14 protein-coding genes are annotated in these 15808 nt (G+C 72.9%); 7 read left to right on the top strand and 7 right to left on the bottom strand.

Translation table 11 applies throughout. The annotated features are described in order from the left end of the window. Positions 1 to 30 precede the first annotated feature (30 nt). The gene (locus tag HG542_RS00560; RefSeq protein ID WP_171077938.1) at positions 31 to 1050 is read left to right on the top strand and encodes a methyltransferase; all 1020 of its coding nucleotides are present in this window, start codon (positions 31 to 33) and stop codon (positions 1048 to 1050) included. Between the two features lie 147 nt (positions 1051 to 1197). Then, positions 1198 to 2547 (top strand): CoA transferase, encoded by a 1350-nt coding sequence (locus tag HG542_RS00555; protein WP_171077937.1) that lies wholly within the window; start codon positions 1198 to 1200, stop codon positions 2545 to 2547. A 52-nt stretch (positions 2548 to 2599) separates the two neighbouring features. Here HG542_RS00555 and HG542_RS00550 read toward each other — a convergent pair whose 3' ends face one another. Both HG542_RS00550 and HG542_RS00545 read right to left on the bottom strand, forming a co-directional pair. Beyond that, positions 2600 to 2959 carry a VOC family protein gene (locus tag HG542_RS00550; protein WP_171077936.1) on the bottom strand — a complete coding sequence of 120 codons (360 nt, stop codon included), beginning with the start codon at positions 2957 to 2959 and terminating at the stop codon, positions 2600 to 2602. Positions 2960 to 3016: 57 nt separating this feature from the next. Next, positions 3017 to 3817: a class I SAM-dependent methyltransferase gene (locus HG542_RS00545; RefSeq protein ID WP_171077935.1), complete on the bottom strand. Its 801-nt coding sequence runs from the start codon at positions 3815 to 3817 to the stop codon at positions 3017 to 3019. Positions 3818 to 3988: 171 nt separating this feature from the next. On the opposite strand from HG542_RS00545, the gene HG542_RS00540 reads away from it, so the two are divergent. Beyond that, positions 3989 to 5203 carry an aminotransferase class I/II-fold pyridoxal phosphate-dependent enzyme gene (locus HG542_RS00540; protein ID WP_171078002.1) on the top strand — a complete coding sequence of 405 codons (1215 nt, stop codon included), beginning with the start codon at positions 3989 to 3991 and terminating at the stop codon, positions 5201 to 5203. Positions 5204 to 5250: 47 nt separating this feature from the next. Next, positions 5251 to 6303, top strand: coding sequence for an MBL fold metallo-hydrolase (locus HG542_RS00535; protein ID WP_171077934.1), 1053 nt, complete (start codon positions 5251 to 5253; stop codon positions 6301 to 6303). Here HG542_RS00535 and HG542_RS00530 read toward each other — a convergent pair. Beyond that, positions 6263 to 7570: an RCC1 domain-containing protein gene (locus HG542_RS00530; RefSeq protein WP_171077933.1), complete on the bottom strand. Its 1308-nt coding sequence runs from the start codon at positions 7568 to 7570 to the stop codon at positions 6263 to 6265. The genes HG542_RS00535 and HG542_RS00530 overlap by 41 nt on opposite strands. A 330-nt stretch (positions 7571 to 7900) precedes the next feature. Between HG542_RS00530 and HG542_RS00525 the strand changes: the two genes are divergently transcribed. Then, positions 7901 to 8701: an SDR family NAD(P)-dependent oxidoreductase gene (locus HG542_RS00525; protein ID WP_171077932.1), complete on the top strand. Its 801-nt coding sequence runs from the start codon at positions 7901 to 7903 to the stop codon at positions 8699 to 8701. Positions 8702 to 8718: 17 nt separating this feature from the next. Here the strand turns inward: HG542_RS00525 and HG542_RS00520 are convergent, their stop codons facing one another. Both HG542_RS00520 and HG542_RS00515 read right to left on the bottom strand, forming a co-directional pair. Then, entirely contained in the window at positions 8719 to 9342 is a 624-nt protein-coding gene (locus HG542_RS00520; RefSeq protein WP_227725048.1) for a TetR/AcrR family transcriptional regulator, read from the bottom strand. Positions 9343 to 9505: 163 nt separating this feature from the next. Next, on the bottom strand, positions 9506 to 10027 hold the full coding sequence (locus HG542_RS00515) for a GNAT family N-acetyltransferase (RefSeq protein WP_171077930.1): 522 nt from the start codon (positions 10025 to 10027) through the stop codon (positions 9506 to 9508). 348 nt (positions 10028 to 10375) lie between these two features. Between HG542_RS00515 and HG542_RS00510 the strand changes: the two genes are divergently transcribed. Next, the gene (locus HG542_RS00510) at positions 10376 to 11761 is read left to right on the top strand and encodes an amino acid permease (RefSeq protein WP_171077929.1); all 1386 of its coding nucleotides are present in this window, start codon (positions 10376 to 10378) and stop codon (positions 11759 to 11761) included. A 104-nt stretch (positions 11762 to 11865) separates the two neighbouring features. Here HG542_RS00510 and HG542_RS00505 read toward each other — a convergent pair whose 3' ends face one another. Continuing rightward, entirely contained in the window at positions 11866 to 13311 is a 1446-nt protein-coding gene (locus tag HG542_RS00505) for an aldehyde dehydrogenase (RefSeq protein ID WP_171077928.1), read from the bottom strand. A 137-nt stretch (positions 13312 to 13448) separates the two neighbouring features. On the opposite strand from HG542_RS00505, the gene HG542_RS00500 reads away from it, so the two are divergent. Then, positions 13449 to 13997 (top strand): TetR/AcrR family transcriptional regulator, encoded by a 549-nt coding sequence (locus HG542_RS00500; protein ID WP_171077927.1) that lies wholly within the window; start codon positions 13449 to 13451, stop codon positions 13995 to 13997. A 1-nt stretch (position 13998) separates the two neighbouring features. Here the strand turns inward: HG542_RS00500 and HG542_RS00495 are convergent, their stop codons facing one another. Continuing rightward, complete coding sequence (locus HG542_RS00495) at positions 13999 to 15783, bottom strand: hydroxysqualene dehydroxylase (protein ID WP_171077926.1); 1785 nt, start codon at positions 15781 to 15783, stop codon at positions 13999 to 14001. Between the last annotated feature and the right edge of the window lie 25 nt (positions 15784 to 15808).

Here is a 15808-nt window from a genome sequence, read left to right as displayed (position 1 = left end):
TGGGCTTACTCAAATCCGAAGGGGTGTCGTATGACCGAGTACCGCTCACGGATATTGCAACTGGCCTTCGGCCCGATGATCGGGCACCTGGTGAACACCGCACTGCGCCTCGGGGTGCTGGACCGGATCGGCGAGGGCGGGCGCAGCGCGGAGGAACTGGCCGCCGAAGGGAAGACCGACCTGCAGTCGACGACCCGGCTGCTCCGGGCGCTGACCGGGATCGGGCTGCTCACCGAGACCGTCCCCGGTGTCTTCGCCACCACCGAGACCGGTGCGTGCCTGCGCACCGATCACCCCGAATCCATGGCCTACGTGGCCAGGTTGCTGACCGAGCCGTCGATGCTCCGCTCCTGGGAGCACCTCGGGGAGAGCGTCCGGACCGGAGAGCCGTCCTTCCCGAAGGTCTTCGGCACGGACTACTTCAGCTTCCTCAAGGACAACCCGGAGCTGTCCGAGAACTTCAACATCGCCATGAGCCAGGGCACCCGCAACACCGCGGAACTCCTGCCCGTGGCCTGCGACTTCGGCCGCTTCGGCACCGTCGCCGACATCGGGGGCGGCGACGGCACGCTGCTCGCCGGGGTGCTCCGGGCCAACCCCGCGCTGCGCGGGATCCTCTACGACTCCGCCGAGGGGCTGTCGCAGGCCGCGGCGAAGCTGGAAGAGGCGGGGCTGGCAGGGCGCTGCGACCTCGTCACCGGTGACTTCTTCGCCTCCGCGCCCGCGGGTGCCGACGCGTATCTGCTCAAGAGCGTGCTGCACGACTGGTCGGACGACCGGGCCGCCACCATCCTCCGCCATGTGCGGTCCGTGCTGCCCCCGGAGGGCCGGGTGATCGTCGTCGAGGCGGTGCTGCCCGACATGGCGGACGGGCGGGAGGGCGGGATGAACTATCTGAGCGACCTCAACATGCTGGTGAATCTGGGCGGTCGGGAGCGGACGCGCGACGACTTCGCGGAGTTGTTCTCGCGGGCGGACCTTTCGCTGGTGTCCGTCGTTCCGGTCGGGCCGGAGGTGCCGTACTTCGTGATCGAGGCCGTTGCCGCTTGAGCGGTATGGCCCGGTTGCCGGGTGCGGGTTGTCCTGGGTTGCTCGCGCAGTTCCTCCCCCAGCGCCCCTGACGGGGCGCAGGATGCGGGCGGAGACGAGGCGTTCCGCCCGCTTCCCTCCGCCGGCACCCGGTGCCACACTGCGGGAATGATCAAGCACGCCTGGGCCCTCCTCGGCGGAGACCCCGCCCACACGGCCGCGATCGAGTACGGCGGCCCCGCCGCCGTACTCCCGGCACGCCTGCCCGTACGGGAGTTGGCGCGTTCGACCGTCGCCGTGTGCGCCCTGGCCGCCGCCGAACTGGCCGCCGCGCGGGCCGGCGGCAGCCCGCTGCCGACGGTGCGGGTCGACGACGGCGCCGTCGCCACCGCGTTCGTCAGCGAACGTCATCTGCTCGTCGACGGCCGTCCCCCGGTCACCTTCGCGCCCCTGTCCCGCTTCTGGGACACCGCCGACGGGCGGGTGCGCACGCACGCCAACTACCCGCACCACCGGGCCCGGCTGCTCGCCGCGCTCGGCGTCGCCGACTGCGGTGACGACGAGGCCCTCGTCCCGCGCGTGGCCGCCGAACTCGCCGGCCGCACCGCCGCGGACGTCGAGGACGTCGTGTACGCGGCGGGCGGGCTGGCCGTCGCCGTGCGCACTCCTGAGCAGTGGGCCGCCCACCCCCAGGGTGCGGCCGTGGCGGAACGTCCGCTGCTCACGCGGGAACGGTTCGCGGACGGGCCCGTACGAACCCTCGGCCCCGCCGGGCCCGTTGCCCCGGCTGCCGGGCTGCGCGTGCTGGACCTCACGCGCGTCATCGCCGGGCCCGTCGCCACGCGCACGCTCGCCCTGCTCGGCGCGGACGTCCTGCGCGTCGACTCCCCGCGCCTCCCCGAGAGCCAGGACGCCCACAGCGACACCGGCTTCGGCAAGCGCTCGACCGTGCTCGACCTCGCCCGGCGTGCGGACCGGGCCGTCTTCGAGGAGCTGCTCGCCTCCGCCGATGTGGTCGTCACCGGGTACCGGCCCGGCGCACTCGACGCCTACGGGCTGGCTCCCGAGGCGCTCGTGGAGCGCCGGCCGGGGCTGGTCGTCGGGCAGTTGAGCGCCTGGGGCGCGTACGGGCCGTGGGGCGGGCGGCGCGGGTTCGACTCGCTGGTCCAGGCCGCGTGCGGGATCGCCGCAGTCGAGGGGGACGGCGGCGAGCCGGGCGCTTTGCCCGCGCAGGCGCTCGATCACGGCACCGGGTACCTGCTGGCTGCCGCCGTACTGCGGTCCGTCACCGAGCAGTTGACGGGGGGCGGGAGTCATGTCGCCCGGTTTGCGCTTGCGCAGACCGCGGCTTGGCTGATGCGGAATGCGTACGAGCCCTCGGCATGGCTGGCCGAGGCGGACGGGCCGCTGGGGCGGGTCCGGTATGCCCTGCCGCCCGTGTCCTTCGACGGTGGGCCCCGCGACTGGTCCCGCCCGGCGGGGCGTTGGGGCGCCGATGCGCCGACCTGGCTGGGGTGAGCCCCGTCAGGGGCGCCGGGGGTACCCCCAGCGCCCCTGACAGGGCGCCGCCCTATGGCGCTGCACCGGCCGCGCGGTCCACGTATTCGAAGATCGAGCCGTCCGGATGGCGAGCCACCAGATTCCGGCCGATCGGGGTCGGGACCGGGCCCGCGATGATCTCCGCGCCCACCGCCCGGAGGTCGGCGACGGCCTCTTCGACGTCCGTCACCGCAATCGTCGCCGTGATCTTCCGCAGGATGGAGAGCTCCGCCTCCGGGCCGCTCATCAGAAAGAAGCAGCCGACCGCCGCCACCTTGACGCCCCCGCGCTGGAAACGCAGCGCCTCCGTTCCGGTCAGCCGTTCGTACACGGCGACCGCATGGTCCAGATCGCCGACGCACACCCTCAGCGAGGTCCCCAGAATGTTCATGGGATCAAGGCTAGTTGGCGAAGGGCGTGCCGCGGGAGCATGCCTTGGCCTCAACCTTCAGACCTGGCACAGCAGTTCACCGTTCAGGACTGCGAACCAGCCGTCCTCCTGCCGCCCCCACTCCCGCCACGCCCCGGCGACGGCCTCCAGACCGGCGCGGTCCGTGTGCCCGCCGGACACGGCGAGCGCGGCGTAGGAGGACGCCACCGTGCGCTCCGCCCACAGGCCGCTCCACCACGCCCGGTCCTCCGGCGTCGCGTAGCACCAGGTGCCGGCCGAGGCGGTGACGTCCGTGAACCCGGCCGCCCGCGCCCACGCCAGCAGCCGCCGCCCGGCGTCCGGTTCCCCGCCCGCGCCGCGGGCCACGCGTCGGTAGAGGTCCAGCCAGTCGTCCAGTCCCGGTATCGGCGGATACCAGGTCATGGCCGCGTAGTCCGCGTCGCGCACCGCGACCACACCGCCGGGCCGGCACACCCGCCGCATCTCGCGCAGCGCGCCCACCGGGTCGGGCACGTGCTGCAGCACCTGGTGCGCGTGGACGACGTCGAAGGAGCCGTCGGGGAAGTCCAGCGCATGGACGTCGCCCGTGGTGAACTCCACGTTCTCCAGGCCGCGTTCGCGCGCCACGGCGCGGGCCTTCTCCAGCACCTCCGCCGCCGCGTCCAGTCCCGTGACCCGGCCCTGCGGGACGAGTGCGGCCAGGTCGGCCGTGATGGTGCCGGGGCCGCAGCCCACGTCCAGGATCTCGTGGTGCGGCCGCAGCGCGGGCAGCAGATGGGCGGCGGAGTCGGCGGCCGTGCGCCTGCTGTGCGAGCGCAGGACGGACTCGTGATGGCCATGGGTGTACACGGGTTCCACGGGTTCCCCTTTCGGCGGTTCGTCGCTCCGACCGTACGCGCGCGTCCCGGATGGCGAGAAGTACGTATCACCATCCGGGACGACTTCGTCACCCGGCCGCCCGTGTCGGCCCGCCGCCCGCCACACGCGTCTGCAAAGGTGTAGCTACAGGTGAGCTACAGGGAGGTACGGATGCAGAAGGGCAAGGGCTCTCCGGCGGCCCCCGCCCTCCCTGCGGCCGAGCACGGCCTGCCCGTCCTGCCCGAGCTCGCCGCACGGCTGGCGGAGGCGGCCGGGCGCAGCGGGCCGGAACCGGTCGGCGGCGGCACGGAGCTGCGCGAGGCGGCCTGCCGCTACTGGGCGCGGCGCGGTCTGCCCGTGGGGCCCGAGCGCGTGGTCGCCGCCTCCGCCGCCCAGCCCCTGCTCATGGCGCTGCTCGCCGCGGCGGGCGGCGAGGTGCTCTTCACCCGCCCGTGCGCCGCCTGGTACGTACCGGTCTCCCGGCTCGCCGGGCGGTTCGCCTACCCCGTGCCCGTACCGGCCGAGTGCGGCGGCGTGCCCGACCCGTTCGCACTGCTGGAGACCGTCCGCCGGATCCGCGCCGAGGGCGGGCGGCCGCGGTTCCTGGTGCTGTCCGTCGCCGACGACACCACCGGCACCGTCGCCCCGCCCGAGATCCTGCACGAGGTCTGCGAGGCGGCCGCCGCCGAGGAACTGACCGTCATCAGCGACGAGACCTGGCGCGACACCCGGCACGACCCGCACGGCACCGTCTACGTCGGCCCCGCCGAGATGCGCCCCGACAACGTCGTCGTCCTCACCGACCTCGCGGGCACCCTGCTCCCGGCCGGCTGGCCCGCCGCCGTCGCCCGCTTCCCGGAGAACGGCCCCGGCGCCGTGCTGCGCACCCGCGTCCTGTCCGTCCTCACCGCCCTGCGGGCCGAACCGGCGCCCCCGCTCGCGGCCGTGACGGCCTGGGCGCTGACCGAGCCCAAGCCCGTCCGCAACCGCATCACGGCCGCCGGGCGGCTGTACGGGATCCTGGCCGGCGCCGCGCGCGAGCGGCTCTCCGCGGCCGGGGTGCTCTGCCGCCCGCCGCAGACCGGCCCGCACCTCTACGCCGACCTGGGCGAGTTGCGCGAACCCCTCGCCGCCCGCGGCATCACCGACTCCGTCGAACTGGAGGCCCACCTCACCGAGGCGCTCGGCCGGCCGGTGCCCGGCAGCCACCACTTCGGCGACGAACCCGACGCCCTGCGCGTCCGCCTGGCCACTCCACCGCTCCTCGGCCCCACCGACGAGCAGCGGCAACGCGCCCTGGACGCCCGCGATCCGCTGGCCCTGCCGGACGTCGCGGAGGCGTTGTCCACTTTTGGATCCGCGTTCAGTGAACTCGCCGGTGGCTGACCTACCGTCATGAGCGTGCCTCCGCTCCCCACGAATGGAGCCCGTAGATGACCGAGCAGACCGAGCGCCCCCTGGCGGGCCCACGCCCCTTCGGCGAGCGCCGCACCTGGCCCCGGTCGTTCGCCGACCGCCTCACCGCACCGCTGCCCGGCGTCCGTGCCCTGGCCCGCCTCGCCCGCGAGGGCCGGCTGCGCCCGGGACCCGAAGTCCTGGGGGAGATCCCCGAACTGCCCGTCGAACCCGGCCCCGTCCCGGCCGTCGAAGCCGCCTCCGTCGCCGCCACCTGGGCCGGGCACGCCAGTTGGGTGCTCTCCGTCGGCGGGCTGACCGTGCTCACCGACCCGGTCTGGTCCCGCCGCATCCTCGGGACGCCGCCGCGGGTGACCCCGGTCGGGGTGCGCTGGAAGGACCTGCCGAGAGTCGACGCGGTCGTCATCAGCCACAACCACTACGACCACCTCGACGCCCCCACCCTCAAACGACTGCCCCGCGACACCCCGCTGCTGCTCCCCGCGGGCCTGGGCGGCTGGGCGCGCCGCAGGCGGTTCACCCGGGTCACCGAGCTCGACTGGTGGGAGGCCGTCGAACTGCCCGGCCCCGCGGGCATGGTGCGCTTCGACTTCGTCCCCGCGCACCACTGGAGCAAGCGCACCCTGTTCGACACCTGCCGCTCGCTGTGGGGCGGCTGGGTGGTCACTGCGCCGGGCGGGCGGCGTGTGTACTTCGCGGGGGACACGGGCTACGGCCACTGGTTCGAGCGGATCGGGCAGCGCTACCCGGGCATCGACCTCGCCCTGCTGCCCATCGGCGCCTACGAGCCGCGCTGGATGCTCGGCACCGTCCACACCGACCCCGAAGAGGCCGTCCGCGCCTGCCAGGACGTGGGCGCGCGGCTGATGGCCCCCATGCACTGGGCGACGTTCCTGCTCTCCGCCGAGCCGCCGCTGGAGCCGCTGCTCCGGGTCCGGGCCGCGTGGGCGGCCACGGGCCGGCCCCGGCAGGACCTGTGGGACCTGCCGGTCGGCGGGTCGCGGGTGATGGATGCGGCGGGTGTGACGGTCACTCCCGCCCCGTCGCCGTCGCCGTCGCCGTCCACGTGAAGGTGAAGCGGTTGGCGCCGTGCCCGGTGCACAGGAGACCGGACGGCGGCCGGCTGGCGCGGGTGTCGACGCCGACGACCCCGGTGATCTCGTCGTAGGTGAAGCACATCGAGCCGTCGCCCAGCACCTCGTCCCGGCCGGCCGCCATCCGCCGCACGACCAGCTGGACGGGCACGCCTTCCCGGATGCCGAAGTCGCGGGCGGGCTGCCCGGAGACCAGGGTCGTGTCGATGCCGTCGGCCGCGCGCAGGAACTGCAGCGACAGGCGCTCGCGGCCACCGGCCGCATCGGTGAAGTCCGCCCGGACCGCCCGGCCCCTGGGCCCGTCCGGCGCGACCACCGCGAGGCTGTGCGCGCCGCCCGCCGCGACGGCGAGGACCGTCCGGCCCGCCACGGCCGCCGCGATCTCCGACACCTGGCCGTCCCGGTCCCGGCCGGCCGCCAGCAGCCGGCCGTCCTGCGTCACGGCCAGCCCGTGCAGGCTGCCGACCGAGGCCGCGCGGATCCGCTTGCCCTGCGCGGCCCGCAGCAGCCCGGAGACCTGGTGGTGGTCGTCGCGGCCGGACCCCAGCAGCTCGCCGTCCTCGGTCACGGCCAGGCTGTGCATGCCCATGGCGGCCACCGACACGATCCTCCTGCCCTGCGCGGCCTGCAGGATCCCGGACACCTGGCCGAGATCGTCCAGGCCGGCGGCGAGCAGCCGGCCGTCCTCGGTCACCGCCAGGCTGTGCAGCTCGCCCGCGGCGACCGCGGCCACCTTCGCGCCCCCGGCCGCCGCCAGGATCCCCGACACGCTGCCGTGCCGGTCCTGGCCCGCGGCGAGGAGCCGGCCGTCGGCGGTGACCGCCAGCGCGTGGAAACCCCCGCAGGCGGCGGTGACGACATGCAGGCCGTGCGCCGCCTCGACGATGCCCGCCACCTGCCGGAAGTCGTCCAGGCCGGTGCCCAGGAGCCGGCCGTCCCCGGTCACGGCGAGGCTGAACAGCGGCCCGGCGGCGACCGCGGAGATCCGCCTGCCCTGCGCCGCCTTCCACATGCCGTGGGCCTGGCCGTCGCTGTCGTACCCGGCGGCGAGCATCTGCCCGCCGGCCGTGACGGCCAGGCTGTGGTGCGCCCCGGCCGCGATCGCGGTGACCTCCTGGCCCTCCGCCGCCTGGAGGATGTCCCGCACCTGCCCGTAGCCGTCCTGGCCTGCGGCGCACAGCTGCCCGGGGGTCCGTGTCCTGCCGTCCGCTACGTGCTCTCCCGGGGCGGTGGACGTGGACATGGACCCTCCAGGTGGCAGCGGTGCGCGGTGGTCTGCCGCACGCCTCCACGCTGGGCGCTGTGCCGTACCGCGGCATCCGCGGACCGGCGAACGGGTGATGCGCCCGTCGGGGGCGCGGGGCTGTTGCTCCCCCCAACTACCGCTGGGGGTGCCCCCAGGAGGGACCCCCAGCGGCTCCGCCGCGTGGGCGCGCTCAGCCACGATGCGCCTGCTGCTGCCGAGGGGACAGGCACGACACGATTAAGTCTACAGCTGTAGACTTAATCGTTCGGACACCTCGCACCACCACACAGCGCGGGCCACGAAGCGGGCCCTGGGAGGGAACACGGGATGAACCTCGATCTCATCGGCAAGCGCGCACTCGTCACCGGCTCGAGCGCAGGGCTGGGCGAGGCCACCGCGAAATTCCTGGCGGCCGAGGGCGCCGCGGTCGTGGTGCACGGCCGGGACGCGCGCCGTACGGAGCGGGTCGCCCGGGAAATCCGGGAGGCCGGCGGGACGGCCGACGTGGTCGTCGGCGACCTCGCCGACGACCACGCCGCAGCCGGCGTCGCCCACGCCGCCACCGCGGGCGGTCCGGTCGACATCCTCGTCAACAACGCCGGTTCCTACCGGCACTTGACCTGGGCCGAGGCCACCCCCGACGAATGGCGCGACGCCTACGACGCCAACGTCGTCTCAGGTGTCCGGATGCTCCGGCACCTGGTCCCCGCCATGCGCGAACGCGGCTGGGGCCGTGTCGTCACCATCGGTGGCGGGCTCGCCTCCCAGCCGATGGACGCCCACCCCCAGTACAACGCCACCCTGGCCGCCCGGCACAACCTCGCCGTCTCTCTCGCCCGCGAACTCAAGGGAACCGGCGTCACGTCCAACGTCGTCTCCCCCGGAGCGATCCTCGTCGAGGCCACCAAGGACCTCTTCACGGGGATCGGGCCCGCCCGCGGCTGGGGCCGGACCTGGGACGAGGTCGAGCCCAACGCCGTCCAGGCCCTCGTCCCCAACGACCAGGAACGTTTCGGCAAGCCCGAGGAGGTCGCCGCGGCCGTCGCCTACCTCTGCGGCGACCACGCGCAGTACATCAGCGGAGCCACCATCCGCGTCGACGGCGGGCTCGTCCGCTCCGCCTTCTGAGCACCGACGGCGGGCGGCTAGCCTCCGGTGCCGTCAGGACCGGTTCCCGTCGCCGCGGACGTGCCACCCACCTCGTGGACGACCGGTTCGAGCATGTCGGTGAGCAGGGCGATGAGGCGGGCGTCGTCGGCCGTGGCGAGCGCGGTGGTGCCGACGACGCCGCGCAGCAGCCACGTCCCGGCGACCAGCGCGAGGGCGAGCTGCGCACGCACGTCGGCGTCCGGTCCGTCGAGCAGCCCGGCCAGGCGAGCACCGACATTGGCTTCCACGCCCTGCCGGACGATGTCCGCCGCCTCGGGATCCGGTGCCGAGCGCAGCAACAGGAGGAACGGGTCGAGCCGCTCGGCGTCGGACGCCGTGCGCTCGGTGAGCGTATGGGCGATGGCCCCCGCCAAGTCGGCGCGTTCGTCGCCGACGATGGTCGGCGGCGCGAAGGAACGCGCGACGGCCTGCGTGAACAGGCCCTGCTTGGAGCCGAAGTAACGGTTGACCATCATCGCCGTCACCCCCGCCCGCTCGGCGATCCGACGCACTCCGGCACCCGCGTACCCGTGCTCGGTGAACTCCACGACCGCGGCGGCGAGGATCGCCTCGCGCGTAGCGGCGGCGTCGCGCTTACGGGCGGGTTGCGCAGTGCTCATGCCCGGGAGCATACGGGCCGCATCGGGACACGGAGCAACAAGTCCGCGCGGCGCAGGGCCGTGGAGTCGACGTCCAGGTCCCACGTCATCGCACCCTTCGCGTCGGCCAGGGGCTGGAGCCGGGTGAGGACGACGAGCCGCCGCCGAGACCGGACAGCACGGCCTACGTCTCCAGGACGTGCACGCGCACCCGCCTCCCCGAGAGGGGATGCACCGTCTCGCGCTCCATGCGCATGCCGAGCTTGCGCATGACCCGCTCGGATGCCTCGTTGCCGACCGTGTGGATGCTCACGATCCGGGCCAGGCCGCGCTCGCGCAGTGCGAAGTCCAATGCCGCGCGGGCCGCCTCGGTGGCCAGACCGCGGCCCCAGAACGGCCGCCCCAGCCGCCAGCCGATCTCCACGGCGGGTAGCACCTCCGGCAGGAACAGCGGCACCGACAGCCCGGTGAATCCCGCCAGTCGACCGGTGTCCCGGCACTCCACCGCGAACAGCCCGACCCCGAGCTCCTCCCACGCGCGCTCCCACACCGCGATCCGGGCCGCCGTCTGCTCCCGGTCCTGCACCGAGCCGTCCCCGATCCAACGCATCACCTCCGGATCGGAGTTGATCGCCGCCATCGCATCGAGATCGTCCTCGCGCCAGCGGCGCAGCGTCAGCCGGGGCGTGCACAGGCAGGTCGTCATGAGGGGATCCTGCCCGCTCAGCCCGAGGGCACCCACGTCGCCGCCGAGGAGGCGGAGGGGAGTGGGCCCGGGTCGGCCGGGTACGGCTTCTGCATGGCCTTTTCCTGCGCCTTTGCGCTACGCCGCTGCGGCCGGCCCGTTACTGCAACACAGTTTCCGGAGCGTGGACGAATCACGGCCTCCGACCTTGATCACCACACCTTTTACGGTTCCCATGCGGCCCTCGCGGGACAAAAATCGCTGATTTTGCGCGGTGCGATGCGAGGGTGAACATGTGCAGTCGCACAGCCCTGTGCTGTCGCCCGGAACCGGCGACCTGCCACGCCAGACGAGAGGCGCACCACACCCATGCACGACACCGACGACGGCACGCAGTCACGCCGCTTCGGCCTCCCCACGGCCACCGCGCTGGTCATGGGGAACATCATCGGAGGCGGCATCTTCCTGCTGCCCGCCTCCGTCGCCCCCTTCGGCACCGTCAGCCTGCTCGCCTTCGGCGTGCTGACGATCGGCGCCATCGCGCTGGCGCTGGTCTTCGGCCGGCTCGCCGAGCGCGACCCGCGCACCGGCGGCCCCTATGTCTACGCGCGTGAGGCTTTCGGCGACTTCGCCGGGTTCCTGTCGGCCTGGTCGTACTGGACCATGACGTGGGTCAGCAACGCCGCCCTCGCCGTGGCGGGCGTCGGCTACTTCCACTTCCTGACCGGCGTGAAGCCCTCCACGGGCGCCGACCTCACCGTGGCCCTGGCCTTCCTGTGGCTGCCGGCGCTGGCGAACCTCGCCGGCACGCGCTGGGTGGGCGCGGTGCAGATGGTCTCCACGGTGCTGAAGTTCCTGCCGCTGCTGTTCGTCGCCATCGTCGGCATCTTCTTCTTCGACCCGAAGAACCTCGGCCCCTTCACCGAGGGCGGCGGCAACTGGACCGGCGGTCTGACCGCGTCCGCCGCGATCCTGCTCTACAGTTACGTGGGCGTGGAGTCCGCCTCCGTCAGCGCCGGCGCGGTGCGCAACCCCGAGCGCAACGTGGGCCGCGCGACGGTTCTCGGCACCATCGGCTCCGCCGTGGTCTACCTGCTGGGCACCCTGGCGGTCTTCGGCTCCATCCCGCACGACAAGCTGGTCAAGTCCACCGCGCCGTTCTCCGACGCCGTCGACACGATGTTCGGCGGCCACTGGGGCGGCACGCTCATCGCGGCCGCCGCGGCGATCTCCATCTTCGGTGCCCTCAACGGCTGGACGCTGATGAGCGCCCACTCGCCGTACGCGGCCGCCAAGGACGGCCTGTTCCCGGCCGCGTTCGCCAAGGAGAAGCGCGGCGTGCCGACCTTCGGCGTGCTGGCCGCGGCCGTGCTGGCCACCGGGCTGACCGTCATCAACTACACGTCCGGCTCGGGCGGGGTGTTCAACATCCTCGTCCTGGTGACGACGTTCTCCGCGACCGTCCCGTACCTGCTCGCCGCGGCGGCGCAGGTGTACTTCCTGCTGACGGGCCAGGGCCACAAGGTCAACGCCGGCCGGATGACGCGCGACATGGTGCTGGCGGTGGGCGCGTTCGCCTTCTCCTTCTGGCTGGTGGCCGGTGCCGGTTACGCGGCTGTGTACCAGGGCGTGCTGTTCCTGTTCGCGGGCATCCTCGTCTACGTATGGATGGCGGGACGGCGCAAGGCGGCCGAGGCCGCCGATGCGGCTCCCGCTGCGGCCGCCGAGCCGGTGAAGGAGTCCGTCTCCGGCTGAGGCCCCGTCCCACGGCACATCGACGGCCACGGCCCTCCGGACCCCGCGCACTCGGGTCCGGAGGGCCGTGGCCTTTTGCTTCAGCGTCCTTTCCCCGTCGACGGTCAGACGGTGATCGTCTTGTACTCGACGTAGCCGGCCAGTCCGGCGGCGCCGTACTCGCGGCCGATGCCGCTGGACTTGAAGCCTCCGAAGGGGCCGTCGTAGCCGACCGGGGCGCCGTTGACGGTGACCGTGCCGGTCCGTATGCGGCGCGCGACGGCCATCGCGTGCTGCTCGTCGGCGGACCAGACGCCGCCGGAGAGGCCGTACTCCGAGTCGTTGGCGATGCGGACCGCGTCGTCCTCGTCGTCGTAGGCGATGACCACCAGCACCGGACCGAAGATCTCCTCCTGCGCGATCCGCATCCGGTTGTCGACGTCGGCGAAGAGCGTGGGGGTGACGTAGTTGCCGGCCTCCAGACCCGGTGGTACCTGCGGGCCGCCGGTGACCAGGCGGGCGCCCTCCTCGATGCCGAGCCGGATGTAGTCGCGGACCCGCTGCTGCTGGTCGGGGCGGATCATCGGGCCGATGAAGGTGTCCTCGTCGGCGGGGTCGCCCACCTTCAGGGACTCGATCAGGTCCTTGAGGGCGGCGACGACCTCCTCGTAACGCGAGCGCGGGGCGAGGATCCGGGTCTGCGCGATGCAGGCCTCGCCGTTGTTGAGCAGCGAGCCGAACTTCAGCCCGGCGATGGTTCGTTCGAGGTCGGCGTCCTCCAGGACGATCGCGGCCGACTTGCCGCCGAGCTCCAGGCCGACCCGCTTGAGCTGCCGGCCGGCGATGGAGGCGATCTGCCGGCCGGCGCGGGTGGAACCGGTGAAGGCGATCTTGTCGACGCCGGGGTGGGAGACGAGGTATTCGCTGGTCTCGCGGTCCGCGTGGAGCACGCTGACCGTGCCCTCGGGCAGGCCGGCCGCGTCCAGGAGTTCGGCGAGCAGGTTCATGCTGAGCGAGTTCTCCGGGGAGGTCTTCAACACCACGGTGTTGCCTGCCAGCAGCGCCGGAACGATCTTGGCCAGGGCGGCCGAGAACGGGGAGTTCCACGGAATCACCGCGGCGACCACGCCGATCGCCTCGCGGCGCACCACGCTGCGGAACGGCAGTGCGGGGTCGGACGGTCGGAGCGTCTCCTCCCAGCCGAATTCCTCGGCCGCCTCGAGGTAGGCGGCGGCCTGCCGGGTCAGCCCGGCCTGGCCCGCCCTGGTGAACCAGCCCGCCGAGCCGTTCTCGGCGGAGATCAGTGCTGCGATCTCCTCCGCGCGGTCCTCGCGCAGTGCGTTCAGGCGGCGGACGACCTCGATGCGCTCCGCGGGGGCGGTGTGCGGCCACGGCCCGTGGTCGAAGGCATTCCGGGCGGCCGCCACCGCGCGGTCCACGTCCGCGGGGGAGGCCTGGGCGGCGCGGCCGATGACGGACCGGTCGTGCGGGGAGCGGATCTCCCGTGTGTGCGCCGGGGCGCTGGGCCGGGTCCAGACGCCGCCGATGTAGAGCCTGTCGTTGATGATCACGTTCTTCCCGCCCCTGGTGGTCAGTTGGTCAGCCCGTCTCGGCTAACTGTCACTTGAATGTAGCAGTTAGCCGAGTAGGTGCACGCCTATGTGGCGGGAGTCTCTGTATGTGCCGCGTCGATGGCTACACTGTGGCGATGAGAGCCGATGCCGCGCGCAACCTGGAAACCGTCCTGTCCGCAGGCGCCCGCCTGCTCGCCACCGACCCCTCCGCGAGCATCGCCGCCATTGCCGCCGCCGCCGGAGTCGACCGGCGTACCGTCTACCGGCGGTTCGCCTCCCGCGAGGAGCTGCTGGCCGCCGTCTACAAGGCCCGCCTCGACGCGATCGAGCAGGCCATCGACGCCGCCCGCCTCGACCGCGCCCCGGTCGCGGTGGCGCTCCACCGCTACGCCGAGGGCATCGTCACCGTCAACCGCACCTGGCCTGTGGAACTCGGCCGCATGCGCGCCGACGAGACGATCCGCGCGCGCCGCGACGGATTCATCGAGCAGGTGGACGCATTCCTCCGACGCGCCACCGAGGAAGGCCTGTTGCGCGCCGACCTGCCGGCCGGATGGGCCGGCGCGCTCCTGCGGCAGCTCCTGCACCTGGCCACCGACGAGCTGCCGGACCTCGACGCGGGGCAGGCGGCCGACGTCCTGGTGGAGACGTATCTGCGGGGCGTGGGGCGGGACCGCACCTGATTCAGCCGAGGTCGAACACGTTGCGCAGCCCCAGCCCGTAGCGGATCTCGTCCTGTTGCTTGAGGAATTCGAATTCCGGGGCACGGTACAGGGGTGTGACGGTGCACCGTTCGGCGGGTGAATCCACCGTGTCCAGCAGGGCGTTGACGGCCGCGCGGGCGGCCGCGTTCGCGCCTTCCATCGTCGCCAGGTCGATGTCCGTGGCCACGTAGTCCCCGGCGAGGAAGAGGTTGGGGATTGCGGTGCCGGCGGAGGGGCGGTTGTACCAGGTGCCCGTCGGGTGGATGAGGAGCTGCTCGTCGTTCGCCGGGTGCGGGCCGCCGAGCTGGACGGCCGGATCCAGGAACCATGAATGCAGCTTCGCGTCGCTGAGTACCGTGTTTCCTGTGTCGTTGAGCCCGGCTTTCATCTGGGCCCACACCTCGCGGGCGACTTCCTCGCGGGTGCACTGCTTGGCCGTCTTGCCGTAGAGGATTCCTGGCCTGTCCCATTCGGAGGCGATGCACGACAGGCAGTCCGCGACGGTCCCGTCCCCGTAATCCCTGCGGAAATCCCTCCCCTTCCAGAACTGGGCCTGTCCCACGGAGGTGACCGACCAGGGCGTGTCGAGGTGGTCGACGTGCCCGTGGACGATGGGCGTCGGTTCGGTGAGATAGAACTGTATTCCCGTCATCCAGTCCGTCATCAGCCGGTCGCACCGCGCGAGTTGCGGATCGGCCGCCCGCACCTGCGCGTTCCACGTCGTACGGGCGTGCTCCACCGGCATGGCCGAGACGAAGTGGTCGGCGGTGACGGACTGCCCGGCGCCGCCCGCGTCCTGCAGCACGGCCTCGGCGATCCGGCCGCCGCTCATGCGCAGGTCCTTCACCGCCAGGCCGGTACGGAACTCCACGCCGAGGGAGCGCAGATAGGCGACCCACGGGTCGATCCAGGCCTCGTCGGTGGGAGCATTGAGCACCCGGTCCGGCTCTCCGTCGGCGCCCCGGTCGAGGATGTTGTAGAAGAAGGCCTCCACATAGGTGGAGACCGTCTTGGTGCTGGCGACTTCGGCCTTGGTGGCCACGATGTTGCGCGTGATGCCGACGCACAGAAGTTTCCGGTAGTCCGACGACATCCGGTCGGCCCCGGTGAATTGCCACCACGGTATGCGCTCCCATTCCTGGGTGCGCCGCCGGTCGCAGCTGGTGAACCAGACGAGCAACCGGTCGGCCATGTAGGCCAGTTCGTGAGCGGGCAGCTGGAGCTCGAAGAAGGCCGTCACCGCGCGCCGGAATGCGTCCGGTGTGAGGACGGGGGGCACATTGCCGAGCCGGCTGAACGGCAACCGGAGGTCCTCGCGTCCGATGCGGGCCATCAGGGCCTCGGTGGAGGGGACGAGGTTGTCGTGGCAGCCGCCCGCGTTTCCGGGGAAGGGAATGCGGCGCATAGTGTCGGGCAGATTGCGGTAGAATCCCGGGAAGAAGCGGAAGCCGTGTTCGCCGGGGAGCGGTCTGCGGGTGCCCCGGGCGCTGCCGGGGACGTCCATGCTGCGGGCCTTGCCGCCGAGGGCGTCCTTGCGCTCGTAGACGGTGACGCGGAAGCCGCGTTCGGCGAGTTCATGGGCGGCGGTCAGTCCGGCGACGCCACCGCCGAGGACGGCGACCGTCCGGGCCGCGGTGCTGCGGCGGTTCCGGCGGGGCGTGGTGGCGGCGGCCGGTGCGGGGCGGGCGAGTGCGGCCGCGGCGGTGAGGGCCGCCGCGCCGCCGATGAAGCCTCTGCGTGTGCCGGTGCCTGTCGTGCCTGCCATGACCCACCCGCCCCTGCCGTCGGAC

The organism is Streptomyces morookaense (assembly GCF_013030945.1).
In the GTDB taxonomy this organism is placed as follows: Bacteria; Actinomycetota; Actinomycetes; order Streptomycetales; family Streptomycetaceae; genus Streptomyces; species Streptomyces morookaensis.
The sequence above is the reverse complement of the archived record's forward strand: the minus strand, read 5'-3'. Positions and strand labels throughout refer to the sequence as shown.